The organism is Metaclostridioides mangenotii, assembly GCF_017873185.1.
GTDB classification, from domain to species: domain Bacteria; phylum Bacillota; class Clostridia; order Peptostreptococcales; family Peptostreptococcaceae; genus Metaclostridioides; species Metaclostridioides mangenotii.
Genome location: NZ_JAGGJX010000004.1, coordinates 22,372 through 35,977, shown reverse-complemented (window position 1 = coordinate 35,977; position 13,606 = coordinate 22,372). Strand labels below are relative to the sequence as shown.

General features: G+C 29.9%; 13 protein-coding genes. 12 read left to right on the top strand and 1 reads right to left on the bottom strand.

Translation table 11 applies throughout. From position 1 onward, the window contains the following. Positions 1-19 precede the first annotated feature (19 nt). The 11 genes from flhA (at position 20) to htpG (ending at position 10,586) form a co-directional block, all read left to right on the top strand. Complete coding sequence (flhA, locus tag J2Z43_RS09920; RefSeq protein ID WP_209457056.1) at positions 20-2,071, top strand: flagellar biosynthesis protein FlhA; 2,052 nt, start codon at positions 20-22, stop codon at positions 2,069-2,071. After that, entirely contained in the window at positions 2,072-2,872 is an 801-nt protein-coding gene (locus J2Z43_RS09915; RefSeq protein WP_209457055.1) for a flagellar biosynthesis protein FlhF, read from the top strand. It abuts the gene before it with no gap. Beyond that, positions 2,869-3,672: a sigma-70 family RNA polymerase sigma factor gene (locus J2Z43_RS09910; protein WP_234926347.1), complete on the top strand. Its 804-nt coding sequence runs from the start codon at positions 2,869-2,871 to the stop codon at positions 3,670-3,672. The genes J2Z43_RS09915 and J2Z43_RS09910 overlap by 4 nt, the downstream gene beginning before the upstream one ends. A gap of 2 nt (positions 3,673-3,674) precedes the next feature. After that, positions 3,675-4,085, top strand: coding sequence for a DUF6115 domain-containing protein (locus J2Z43_RS09905; RefSeq protein WP_209457054.1), 411 nt, complete (start codon positions 3,675-3,677; stop codon positions 4,083-4,085). Continuing rightward, a complete protein-coding gene (locus J2Z43_RS09900) occupies positions 4,070-4,255 on the top strand; it encodes a flagellar protein (RefSeq protein WP_209457053.1) in 186 nt (61 codons plus the stop codon). The genes J2Z43_RS09905 and J2Z43_RS09900 overlap by 16 nt, the downstream gene beginning before the upstream one ends. 11 nt (positions 4,256-4,266) lie before the next feature. Next, a complete protein-coding gene (locus J2Z43_RS09895; RefSeq protein ID WP_209457052.1) occupies positions 4,267-5,037 on the top strand; it encodes a flagellar hook-basal body complex protein in 771 nt (256 codons plus the stop codon). A 19-nt stretch (positions 5,038-5,056) separates the two neighbouring features. Next, a complete protein-coding gene (locus J2Z43_RS09890; protein ID WP_209457051.1) occupies positions 5,057-5,818 on the top strand; it encodes a flagellar hook-basal body complex protein in 762 nt (253 codons plus the stop codon). Positions 5,819-5,836: 18 nt separating this feature from the next. After that, the gene (locus J2Z43_RS09885) at positions 5,837-6,718 is read left to right on the top strand and encodes a flagellar motor switch protein FliM (protein ID WP_209457050.1); all 882 of its coding nucleotides are present in this window, start codon (positions 5,837-5,839) and stop codon (positions 6,716-6,718) included. 3 nt (positions 6,719-6,721) lie between these two features. Continuing rightward, positions 6,722-7,075: a FliM/FliN family flagellar motor switch protein gene (locus J2Z43_RS09880; RefSeq protein WP_027702899.1), complete on the top strand. Its 354-nt coding sequence runs from the start codon at positions 6,722-6,724 to the stop codon at positions 7,073-7,075. A 140-nt stretch (positions 7,076-7,215) separates the two neighbouring features. Continuing rightward, positions 7,216-8,538, top strand: coding sequence for a tetratricopeptide repeat protein (locus J2Z43_RS09875; RefSeq protein ID WP_209457049.1), 1,323 nt, complete (start codon positions 7,216-7,218; stop codon positions 8,536-8,538). A gap of 86 nt (positions 8,539-8,624) precedes the next feature. Next, positions 8,625-10,586, top strand: a complete 1,962-nt coding sequence (gene htpG / locus J2Z43_RS09870; RefSeq protein ID WP_209457048.1) for a molecular chaperone HtpG — start codon at positions 8,625-8,627, stop codon at positions 10,584-10,586. A gap of 148 nt (positions 10,587-10,734) precedes the next feature. Here htpG and J2Z43_RS09865 read toward each other — a convergent pair whose 3' ends face one another. Next, positions 10,735-11,961 (bottom strand): HD-GYP domain-containing protein, encoded by a 1,227-nt coding sequence (locus J2Z43_RS09865; protein ID WP_209457047.1) that lies wholly within the window; start codon positions 11,959-11,961, stop codon positions 10,735-10,737. A gap of 390 nt (positions 11,962-12,351) precedes the next feature. Between J2Z43_RS09865 and J2Z43_RS09860 the strand changes: the two genes are divergently transcribed. Then, on the top strand, positions 12,352-13,602 hold the full coding sequence (locus J2Z43_RS09860) for a sensor histidine kinase (protein ID WP_209457046.1): 1,251 nt from the start codon (positions 12,352-12,354) through the stop codon (positions 13,600-13,602). The last annotated feature ends 4 nt before the right edge of the window (positions 13,603-13,606 follow it).

Below are 13,606 nucleotides of genomic sequence, written 5' to 3'. Positions count from 1 at the left end.
TAAGAAGGTAGGATAAACAATGAAAAAAGTAAACCTTAAAGGCCAACTAGACATTATAGTAGCTTTAGGTGTTATGTGCATTATTCTGATGATAATAATACCACTGCCAACATTTTTACTAGACTTATTGTTATCTGTCAACATAAGTTTATCTATACTAATACTACTTATGACTTTGTTCACAAAAAATATTCTTGAGCTATCAATATTTCCGACTATGCTACTGATAACTACATTATTTAGATTGGGACTAAATATGTCTTCAACTAGATTAATACTTAGTCAGGGGTATGCTGGAAATGTAATCGAAGCGTTTGGGAGCTTTGTTGTGGGCGGAAATTATGTTGTAGGTATTATTATATTTCTTATTATAATAATCGTTCAATTTGTAGTTATAACCAATGGTTCCGGAAGGGTATCTGAGGTTTCAGCAAGATTTACACTGGATGCAATGCCTGGAAAACAGATGAGTATAGATGCAGATTTAAACTCTGGAACTATAGATGAAGATATGGCTAAAAAAAGAAGGGAAGAACTGCAACAAGAAGCAGATTTCTTTGGATCTATGGATGGAGCATCTAAATTCGTAAAAGGAGATGCAATTGCAGGGATAATAATTACTCTAATAAATATAGTGGGCGGTATTATTATTGGAGTTTTAATGATGGACATGACTTTAACAGAGGCAGGTCAGACATTTGTTAGACTTACTATTGGTGATGGTTTAGTCAGCCAAATACCAGCGCTGTTGATTTCTGTATCATCAGGTATCTTAGTTACTAGAGTAGCTAGTGATGATAATTTTGGTACTTTAGTTGGTAAACAATTAACTTCTATACCAAAGGCAATTATTATCACAGGTGTTGTACTTATAATCTTAGGGCTAATGCCGGGACTTCCTAAATTTGCATTTTTCTCTTTAGGGATAGGTGCCATGGTTTCGGGATATTTTCTATCTAAAGATTCTGAGGAAGAGCTTGATGATTATATAGTTGAAGATGCAAATATGGTTTCAGCTGATAAAAATGAAGCCGAAGATGTAAAGGATTTAATAAACGTAGAGGTAATAGAAGTCGAAATTGGATATGGACTTATTGCACTAGCAGATGAGTCTAGCGGTGGCGACTTGTTGCAGAGAATAGCTTCAATAAGAAGACAGTGTGCAATAGATATGGGAATAATCGTACAGCCTATAAGAATAAGAGATAATCTACAGCTAAATCCCAACCAGTACAATATCAAAATCAAGGGAAATATAGTTTCTAGTTATGAAATTATACCCAACATGGTTTTATGTATGGATTCTGTAAATCAGGGTTTTAGTATAGATGGAATCAAGACCACAGAGCCAACTTTTGGTCTGGAAGCTTTATGGATAGATAAAGATAAATTAGAGGAAGCGGAATTAAAGGGTTACACGATAGTAGATTCTGCAACTATCTTGATTACTCATTTGATGGATGTAATTAAATCTAATGCTCATGAACTTTTGGGAAGGCAAGAGGTTAAAAATATAATTGATATCACTAGAGAAAATTATAGTGCTGTCGTGGAAGAGCTTATCCCGGATCTTATGACACTAGGTGAAATACAAAAAATACTCCAAAACCTTCTTAAGGAAAAAGTTAGTATAAGGGATAGAGTAACTATTCTTGAAACTCTTGCAGATCAATCTATAGGTACAAAAGATTTAGAAGTCTTAACAGAGTACGTGAGAATTGCTCTAAACAGGAGTATTTGTGCAAATTTAGTAGATGAAAACAATACTATTGTGATATCCACATTGAGTAAAGATGTAGAAAATATGATTTCTGATAATATACAGAGATCTATAAATGGTAATTATCCTGCAATTGATCCAGAATACTCTAACAAAATATTCGAAGGTATACAAGAGATTATTAGGACGGTTTACTTTAACAATAATATTCCGGCTATAGTGGTGTCTCCCAAAATAAGAGCGCCATTTAGAAAGTTGACTGAGATAGTATTTCCAAATCTAATGGTATTGTCATTAAATGAGATACCAAATGATATCCAAATCAAGGCAGAAGGTGTGGTGGAAATCTAAATGATAGTATCGGACAAATCAGGCATAGATAAAAGATCTAGTGGAGTAGAAAAAATTTGTTTTAAGTTGAGCAATCTCGATTTTAATGAAGTTAGTATCAGAGAGATGAAGCTAAAACTTGACCAAAAGAAATTTAATGGAAGAGATTTAAGTTTAGATGTAGTAGAAGCACTAAAAGATAGTATAAAAATAGATATGAGTAACCTAACAGGAAGAAGAGTAGTTTTAGTTGGACCACCCGGCGTGGGAAAAACAACTACTATAGCCAAGATTGCCGCGAATCTATTGTTTAACGATCATAAGAAAGTTGGTTTAATAACGACAGACACTTATAGAATTGGTGCAGTTGAACAACTAAAGATCTACGCAGAAATTATGAATATGCCATTTAGAGGAGTTATTACTCAAGAAGAAATGGATGAGGCTCTAGAGTATATGAAAGATTGTGACACTATACTGATTGACACCACAGGTAGAAGCTATACAAATTCTAAAAAAATTTTAGAATTAAAAGAATATATAGAAAAAGTTGGCGATAAGAAGGTGTTACTAGTTCTAAGCTGTACAACAAATGATAGATGTGTTAAATCGACAATTGACGCTTATAGACCCTTGAATTTTACTAGTTTAGTAATAAGCAAATTAGATGAAACTACTACATATGGTTCAATAATGAATATTTTAAATCATTCAAAAAAACCAATTTCTTATCTAACAACTGGGCAAAATGTTCCAGAGGATATTTTGAAACCAGACAAGGATAAAATAATAAGATTATTTTTGGGGGCTGAATGTATATGATGGATCAAGCGTATATGTTGAGAAAATTAGTAGTTGATAAATCAATTACTGAGCCGTTTAATAATGTAGATAGTAAAAAATGTGTTGTTCTTGATAGAGAACAATTAATTAAAGACAATATTCCTCTTGTAAAGAGCATTGCAAACAAGCTGTTTGTTCCAAACAAAGGGCTTGAGTTCGATGATCTAGTGAATACAGGTATATTAGGTTTAATTGATGCAGTTAATAGATTCGATGTTGAGAGAGATGCAAAGTTTTCAACTTATTCATATATAAGAATCAAAGGGGCAATATTAGATGAAATAAGAAGACAGCAACCTATTTCAAAACAGAGGATATCTAGGATAAATAACTACAATAAAGTGGTTGAGAATTTAAGAAATAAACTATTTAAAGAGCCGAGCATTGGTGAAATAGCAGATGAATTAAACATAACAAAGATGGATGTTTCAGAAATTGAGACGGATATAGATATGCTGAGTACATATTCTCTAGATAAAGTTATATTTGAAGATACGAGTGAAAATATTGAAAGATTTTTAAAAATAAGTGACGATGAAAACCCAAGTAGTATTGTCGATGAAAATGAAAAAGCAGAGATACTTTCAAAAGCTATATCAAACTTAAAAGATAAGGAACAACTAGTGTTGTCACTATACTATTACGATGAGTTAAACTTAAAGGAGATTGCTAGTGTTCTTAAAGTATCAGAATCTAGAGTATCACAATTGCATCGTAAAGCTATAACTAATCTAAAATGTGAGATAGACAAGATGAAATACTCAGTGAGGAATGATTGATTATGACACAGATAGTGTTGGTGTTTATAGGGATATCTATACTGTTTATTGTTTTTATAATAGACAGAAGAGAAAAGAAGATCGACTGTGATACATATCAAAGTTTTGACGAAGTACTAGACAATAAATACAAGAAACGTGATTTATTCTTTGAAGAAAAAAGAACTAACTTTCTAGAGAAAATATCTAATTGCAATTTTGAAGAAAAACTAGCAGAGCTAGAAGAACTGGAAAAATTAGCAGAGTTAACAGAAGTGGAAGAACTAGGAGAAACAGAAAATATAGAGGAAAATAAATCTATAAAAGATATTGTGTCGATGTTAAATCAAGGATATACAGAAGAACAAATATGCAAAAATTTTGATATTGGCAAGGGGGAATTGCAATTAATAATAAATTGTTACAAAGAATAAGAATTATCAGCATAGATAAAAAGTTTTTAATTGGAATGGCTGTTGGAATCCTTATATCTGCACTTAGTACAATTATATTTAATACAAGAACCTTAAGCGATGCAGATATAGAGAAGAGAGCTATGGAACTTGGAATGAAGTATCCAAGTGAAATGAAGGTTGTTGAATAGGAGGCTTAACGATGTTAAGAGGTTTATATACATCAGTATCATCTATGATAACTAACGAAAAACGACAAGCTGTTATTACCAATAATTTAGCAAATATAAATACAATTGGGTATAAAAACGAAAAGTTGATATCCAAAAGTTTTGACGAAGTTAGTTTATCAAATAGAGATAAGTTTGCGGGTGGAAAAGGTCATAAACAAATTCTAGGTAATATAAGCTTAGGAGTAGCTATGGACGATGTTGTAGTAAATTACACACAAGGTGTTGTAAAACAAACGGGTAATAAAATGGACATCGCACTTAGCGGCAAGGGATTTTTCAAGGTAGAGGATAAAAATGGACAGCAGTTTTACACAAGAAATGGAAACTTTAGAGAAGATACTATGGGAAAGCTAGTTACTAGTGATGGTTATTATGTTTTGGGTACAAATGTTCAAACTGGAGCAGTAGAGCCTATTCAAGTCAACGGTGGATCATTTGAAGTATCAAGAGATAATTTAATAACAATAAATAATACTCAAATGTACAAATTTAATATAGTTGACATTGGGGATTATACCACATTAAACAAAGTAGGAAATAATGTGTACACCGGAGAAGGTGAAGTAGCAACTGAGGGAGTTGAGACAGTACAAAGCGCTGTTGAAACATCAAATGTCGACATGATTTCTGAAGTAACCGATATGATGATGTATATGAGAGAATACGAGGCAAGTCAAAAAGTCATTCAGACAATTGACTCTACACTTGATAAAATAGCAAATCAGATTGGAGCAGTATAGATAGTGAGGGGAATCTAGTATGTATACAATAATAAATAATAGCAGAGCTGGAATGAATTCCAATCAAGAAAAATTAAATATAGTATCAAACAATATAGCGAATGTAGATACTGTCGGTTATAAAAAATTAAATATTGAATTTAGTGACTTAGTAAATGAGACCTTAAACAGAAAGACATATCCAACTGGAAAGAATAAAATAGACACTGGTACAGGAAGTAAAGTAACACTTCCGATAAGAGATTTTACGCAGGGAGCCATTAGGTCTACTGAAATAAGTTCTAACCTAGCGATTGATGGAGATGGATTTTTCAGAGTGATAAAAAATGATGGAAAATATTTATACACTAGAGATGGAAACTTCAGTGTTGATAAAGCTGGAAACATTGTAGATGCTAGAGGAAATAAGTTAGATGTACAATTTAATGCAGGATTTAACTATGCAAATAGCAATATAACTAATGAAAATCTTAATATAGCAAAGGACGGAAATATATATATTGATGATAATCATATAGGAAAAATTAATTTGTATAATTCAGTTGGCAATGAAGCATTTATATCTGTTGGGGATAGTCAATATGAATTAAAAGATGGAGCCGCTTTATATGTAGAGAATAATTCGAGTATTGAACAAGGTTTCTTAGAAATGTCCAATGCAAATTTGCAAGATGAAATGGTTGAAATGATAACAACTCAGAGAGCTTTTCAACTTAACTCAAAGGGTATGAATGTCGCCGATGATATGTGGTCGATGGCGAACAATTTAAGATCTAAATAGTCTGGATGTGTAATAGATATGAATAAAACTAGAGAGTACGATTTTAGAAAACCGCAGAGATATTCTAGCGAAAATATAAGAAATATAAGTATACTAACTGATGATTTCTGTAGAAAATCCAATATGTACCTAAATTATGAACTTAAATATAGATCGGGTTTAAATGTTGTGGAAATTGAACAGTCTAGCTATCAAGATTTTTTTGATAAACTATCTGCTTCGTCAATTGTTGTACAAGTTACCATAAAGCCGATATCTAAAAGTTTCTTATTAAAAATTGATAAAATAGTAGCGTTGATATGGGTTGACATAGCCTCTGGTGGCGATGGTAATATTGAAGATCTAGATAGAACTTTTACCGATGTTGATAAAAATATTCTAACTTATTTGGTAAATAAACTCATGGAGAAGCTGTATATTCCAGAAAAATTCGACTCTATAGAAGTGGAAGGAATTTATACAAAAGTTGCTATGCCACAATTTTTCATTCCAAGTGATTCTAGTTGTATATCGGATGTAGATGTAGATCACAAAGGTATGAATATAGGGAAAATATCATTTTGTATGCCGTACAGTAGTATGGAGGAGTGGCTTGAAAATTATCTTCCAGAAAACGATATAGTAGATAAATTTACAAACGATCCAGAAGAGTTTTCATCAAAATTAAAAGAAAGTGTGTATGAAGCGAACCTAAATTTAAGTGTTGAAATAGGTAAAGTAAATATTACTATAGGAGACCTACTTAAGTTAGAAGAAGGAGATATATTAATTACAGACAAAGGCATCGATAATCCCGCAGATATATACATAGAAAATATAAAATCGTATACAGCAAAGCCAGGGATTATCAATAGTAAAAGAGGGTTGGAAGTTTTAGACTCTGTAAATAAAGAGGTGTAGATTATGGATGGTAGTAAAACTATATCAAATGAAGATGCAAAGATACTTTTAAATAAAGAGATTGCAAACAGTAAGAATGTAGATAGTGACTATATAAATGAAAATTTATCTAGAATATTAGATGTAAATTTAGAATTGTCAGTAATAATAGGTAGAACGAAGATGAAACTTAAAGAGATACTGTCACTACAGAAAGGTTCATTAATGGAATTAGACGCTCTTGTAGATCAAGATGTAGAAATTTTAATTGACGATAAAGTTCTCGCATATGGCAAAGTGGTGGTAGTTGATTTAAATTTTGGAGTTAAGATAACTAGTATTGTCGAAGGAGACGAATTAGTCAAAACATTTATATAAATCATAGGGTTGTCCTAGAGTTGATTGTTAATAAGTTAAGTTTAATACTATTCGATTTTGAAAGTCAATTTTGTATAGAGTTAAATAACAACTCGCTTCGGGGCAACCCCTAGATTTTTAGAGAGATTGGAGGAAAATTATTGCTGTTTACTAATGTAGAATATGATTTACACAATTTTGATAAAAATAGCAAAGATACGCACTCATACAAATTATACAATGAATCGATTGACTTGATAAAAGCAGGAGATATTACTAGGTCTTATATAGTTTTAAGAAAAAGTCTTTACATAGATGAAAATAACACCGATGCAATGAACTTATACGGTATTTTAAATTTAATCAAGTGTGATTTTGATAAATCATTTGAGAGTTTTTATAAATGTTTGAAAATAGAAGAGAATGAAATAGCAAGAAAATATATAGAAATATTTTTATCTGATAAGTTTTCTAGTTTTATAAAAGAGTACAATAACCTTATAAAAGCTGCAAATATAGAGGATTATGAAAATGCAATAAAAGGATTTGAAAAAGTTGCAAAAGATGAAAGCTATCTAATAGAGCCTAATTTAATACTTTACAAGGTATGTAGAGAAGTATATGAGATAAAAAAAGCACAAAAATATTTAGATAAAGTATACACATTAGATAGAGGTAATGAAATCTTTGATAGAAATGACTTTATAGAAAAAATGAGCGAAGTAAAAAGCAACGAAGGCAACAATAGCTACATAGATAACGGCTTAGATACACAAAGTACATCAGATTTAGATAGTGATAAAAGAAATTATGAAAAAGAACCCGATTACCGAAAGAAATTTATGAATAAAAGATATGTTTTTTTCATAGTATTTATATTGTTATTAGTTGTGCTAGCTTATAACTCTTATGAAATTAAAAACTTAAAAAAGGATTTAATAAAAGATACTCCTAGTGTACAGGTAAATCAAGACGTAGGAATTAATGATAAAAATATAGATAAAGAAAAAGATTTGGATAAAACTGATAAAGATAAAAGTTCAAAGAATGAAGATGTTAAAGATAACACTAAAAATAAAAAAGATAAATCTAATAAAGAATCAACTATATTATCTGATCAAGAGTCTTTCGAAAAGGCTATTGAATTTAAAAATAACAAGGAGTATTATAAGGCTATAAATCTATATAAAGATGTTTTAGAAAATAGTGTTAATAAAAAATACGTATCTGAATCAATCTATCAAGTTGCAAATCTTAGCCAGACATTGAAAAAATACAGTGATTCAGCAAAATACTACTCTATGTATATACAAAAATACAATAAAGAATATCCGTACTATGAAGAGTCATACTATAATCTAGGGTTAATTTACTATGAAGATGACCAATTAGAAAAGTCTAAAGATGTATTTAGAGAATTTAAGAAAAAGCTTCCAGATAGTCTATACAACAATTCAAAAGTTCAAGAAATATTAAAAAAATAGCTTACTCAACAGGGAGATTACATATCAAAGTTGATATTTTAATTTTAATAAAATATATAAATTTATTATTTAATGGAGGGATGATTATGAGTATTGAAAAAGGGAGTATTTCAATTCATACAGAAAATATTTTTCCGATAATTAAGAAATGGTTGTATTCTGATAAGGACATTTTTATCAGAGAGCTTATTAGTAACGGATGCGACGCTGTAAATAAGTACAAAAGATTAAAATCTCTTGGAGAGATATCAAACTCAGGAGAAGAAGTTTACAAAATCACAGTATCAGTAAATAAAAGTGAAGGGACTATTAAATTTACTGACAATGGTATTGGCATGACTGCAGAAGAAGTAAAAAAATATATCAATCAAGTTGCTTTTTCTGGGGCAGAAGATTTCTTTAACAAATACAAGGACAAGATGGAGGAGTCTAATGACATTATAGGACACTTTGGACTAGGATTTTATTCTTCTTTTATGGTATCTGATAAAGTACAAATTGATACTGCGTCTTTCGTTGAATCATCTAAACCAGTCAGATGGACCTCTGAAGGTGGAACTGAGTATGAAATAACTGAGTCAGATTTTCAAAAATCAAGAGGTACAACTATAACTTTGTATCTATCAGAAGACAGCAAAGAATTCCTAGACTATTATACTGTTAAATCTATAATAACTAAGTATTGTTCATTCTTGCCTGTCGAGATATTCTTAGTAGATGAAGAGAAAGTAAAAGAAGAAAAATTAAATTTAGAGAGGGTAAAAGAAGAGGAAGTAAAAGAAGAAAATATACAAGCAGAGGTTAAAAAAGATAAACAGCAACCTTTGAACGATATAAATCCTCTTTGGTTAAAAGCGCCAAATGACTGTACTGACGAGGAGTATATTGCATTCTATAAAAAGGTGTTTAACGCATTTGATGAGCCACTGTTTTGGATGCACTTAAATGTAGACTATCCATTTAATCTAAAAGGTATATTGTATTTCCCTAAACTTAAAAATGAATTTGAAATAAGAGAAGGCGAAGTAAAACTGTTCAATAATCAAGTTTTCGTAGCAGATAATATAAAAGAAATAATACCGGAATTTCTACTTTTACTTAAAGGGGTAATAGATTGTCCAGATCTTCCTCTGAATGTTTCCAGAAGCTTCTTGCAAAATGATAGAGAAGTAGGTAAGATATCAAAACATATAGTAAAAAAAGTAGCAGATAAATTGAAATCTCTATTTAAAAATGAAAGAGAAGAGTATGAGAAGTTTTGGGATGATATACAACTTTTTATAAAATACGGTTGTTTAAAAGATGAGAGTTTCTACGAAAAAGTAAAAGACTATATAATGTACAAAACAATAGATAAAAAACATATCACCCTTAAAGAGTATTTAGAAGAAAATAAAGAAAAACATGAGAATAAGGTTTTCTATGTTAGCAATGAAGAGCAGCAATTTCAATATATAAAACTGTTTAAAGATTACGAAATCAATGCTGTAGTGCTAGATTCTACAATAGATGTAAACTTTATATCTTTTATAGAGTTTAAAGAAAACGGGGTTAAGTTTAGCAGAATAGATTCAGATTTAAATGATGTACTAAACACAGGCGATGGAAAAGATACAACAGACACAAAGGATGGAAGCGAGGAAAGTAAATCAGCTATAGAAGATATATTCAAAGATTCAGTAGTTGGAAGAATCAAAAACTGTAAAGTGGAGTCTCTTAAAAGTAAGGAAACCCCAGCAATAATACTGATTTCAGAGGACTCTATAAGGATGTCGGAGATGAAATCAAACTTTGCAGGAGTTGATTTTGGAGTAAACATTGAAGAAGAAAAAACTCTAGTTATTAATGCTAATAATCCGATTGTAAACAAAATAGTGGATCTAAAAAATAGCGATAAAGAAGAAGCGTATAAAAAAGACACTATTGATCTTTTATGTAACCAAATAGTCGATCTGGCGTTAATGTCGAATAAAGAACTAGATCCTTCAGAGATGAATGAATTTATAAAAAGAAACTCAAAACTCATGAACCTGATAATATCAAAATAATTAGATATATAATTAGATTATTAGTTTCAATAATTTATAAATTTTACTAATGCTAGAAGATAGATTTTAGACAATATAAATAAATAGCTACACAAAAGGAAATAGTAGATTTCTTTTAGTGTAGCTATTTATAGAAACATAAATCATATTAACTAAATTTAGGAGACACCACTATATCTTCAAGTTTTTCAGAATTTTGAACGAATAAATCGTAGATATATGGGTCTATTATACTTCCACTACATTTTTCGAGTTCTCCTAACGATTCGAAATGATCCATTTCAGGATCTCTAGCTGTTGTAAATTCGTCGTACAAATCTACCGCACACATTATACGTGCTTCAATCGGGATATCGCATCCGCTCAATTCTTTAGGTGATCCAGAACCATCAAAAAATTCAGTATAGCTACTCTCAATAATTGACACGTATTTCATAACATCATCATTTGGATAAAGGGCTATAATCTTTTGTAAAGTTTCTTTGGAATTAGAATAATTTTCTTCTTTAAATCGAATTAAAAATTCATCTATTTTGTGAAATGTTGCTGCATAACATATGTTGTCGATAAAATCATTTTTTTGATCATCTGAAATGTTTGATTCTGCATATGAAGTAGAAATGATCTTGATATACTCTTTTATTCTTCTTATATATAGTCCGAAATCTTCATCTATATCTATTATAATATTTTCAATCGTATAGCTTAAACCTTCTTTAGAATTATGTAACTTTGTCTTTAATAATTCAATATCTTTTGATAAGTTTTGGTTGATTTTTGATGTTTCAACTCCAAGTAAAAAAATTTTATGAAGTCTTTCTTCCCTATAATAATAACTGGCTATACCAACTCCATTGATTCCTATCAGGAAAATAGAAGTGCCTATAAATCCAGTGTGAAAGTTGCTATTAAATAATGAATAAAGTACGAAATAAAAAATTGTAATGCTCCAACCTGTTATATGGGTAATTTTACTACCTAAATTAAATAGTGAATATATAGAGAAAAAAATAAAAAATAATCCAATATAGTAGATTATATTAAATTTAAACATTACAAGCATATAGCAGAGATAAGCTCCAGAATACATAGATAGGGACGATAGCATGTATAAAATATATTTTTGTCCGAACTTTGTAAATGTTAGGCCTAAAACTAAAACCATTGGAACTAATAGAACTAAATATGTAAATACTATATATTTTATATCTAGACCGCTATTAGAGAAAATCTTAGTTGTTGCATAAAATAAGGTTATTAAAATATACAGAGATAGGCCGAGTTTTGCCATGTTAGTGTTTTCGCTTGATTTGATTTGTAGAAATTTTTTTTCGGATGATTCATGAGAACTATTGTCCAAAATTACATCTCTCATTTCATTACCTCCTAAAAACATAATTGCAATAAAAAATATTACTGGATTAAAATAAGTTGTGTTTATTATAGCATTGTTGGTTAATTATGTATATCTATAAAAGACCACAAACTGTTGAAATTTCAGAAATTTTAATTGATATCCGGAATAACAATAATGCCTAAAAATAGCTATTTTCATAAAAAGAACGCTTGGGCTTGTAATACTTCTAGTCTATTTTAAAAAATATCTTAATATATTTTGACCTTGTTCATTAGTTTGGACATATGTTAAAATTATTCTTAAGAATATTGGACGAACATATATTAGTGATTTCACTTAGGGGAGTGAATTTTTATTATATGTAACAATAATAAAATCACTAAAGGTGTTTAAGGGGGCCAGGGTTTTATGCTAAATATTATTATAACTTTAATTGCAGCATGTTTTTATGTATATCGTGACGATTTAAGAATTAGCAGACCTTTAACCATGCTCTATGTATTTCCTATATTTTTATCAATAAGGGTAATTGAGCAAAACTTAAATGGAAATTTAGCAGTAGGTATAACTTTTTTAATTATTACTTCAATGTTAACTATTGTAATAATAGAAAGGCCAGCAATTTATGCAGTATACAAAAATGTACAGTATACATTTTTACAGGAATTTTCACATATTGTATCATTTATGTTAATAAGATATATCTCAAACTATATGGGGGATATGTCCAAATTTTATGGAGTATTATTGACTGTTATTTTTTCAATAGTATTGGTATCTACAAAACTATATGAAAAAAGAGAGAAATTCAATACAATGCCACAAAGAGTAAATTTAATTATTTGTATTACAGTTATACTGATTGAGATAGTGTATATGTACAAATATGTTAGGCTGAGCTTAGATTATGGTAGCGCATTTAATGATTTATCTGCAATATTGATATTCATACTATCCTTTTGTGTCATGATTTTTATTCAGGAATTATCAAAAGTTGGTAGATATCTAAATATAATCAATGACCTTCAGAGACAGTTAAAGCTTCAGTTAGAGCACTATGAGTCATATGAAAAATACATAGAAATAACACGTAGATTTAGACATGATATTAAAAATCATAATTTTTTAATATTAACATTAATTAAAAAGGGTGATTACAGAGGCGCTATTGGATATATAAATAGCTTAACAGATAACATCTTTGATATTCCATATAAGCAGATAACTAACAATAAGATAGTCGATGCTGTAATGATAGGGGCAATAGAAAAATCTAAGAGATTAAATATAGATTTTGAGTATAAGATAAATAACGTCGAAAATTTAAATATAGATGATGTAGATTTATCTTCTGTGTTTTCAAACATACTCAACAATGCTATCGAAGCTTGTGAACGAATGCCTATCAATAACAGAAAGATTTTATTAATTGTAAACTCTAGATCTAATGTGCTCGCTATTGAAATATCGAATACTTACAGTGGAATAGTGAGAAAAGATGGTTCTAGCTTTAAAACAATCAAGGGAAACGACCGCGATCATGGTATAGGGATGAATAACTTAAAAGAAATCGTTAAGAAGTACAATGGGATATTCAATACTGAGCATGATGAAAAGGTTTTTAAGGTATCCATGACATTATTTAGCAAAGACAATTAGACCA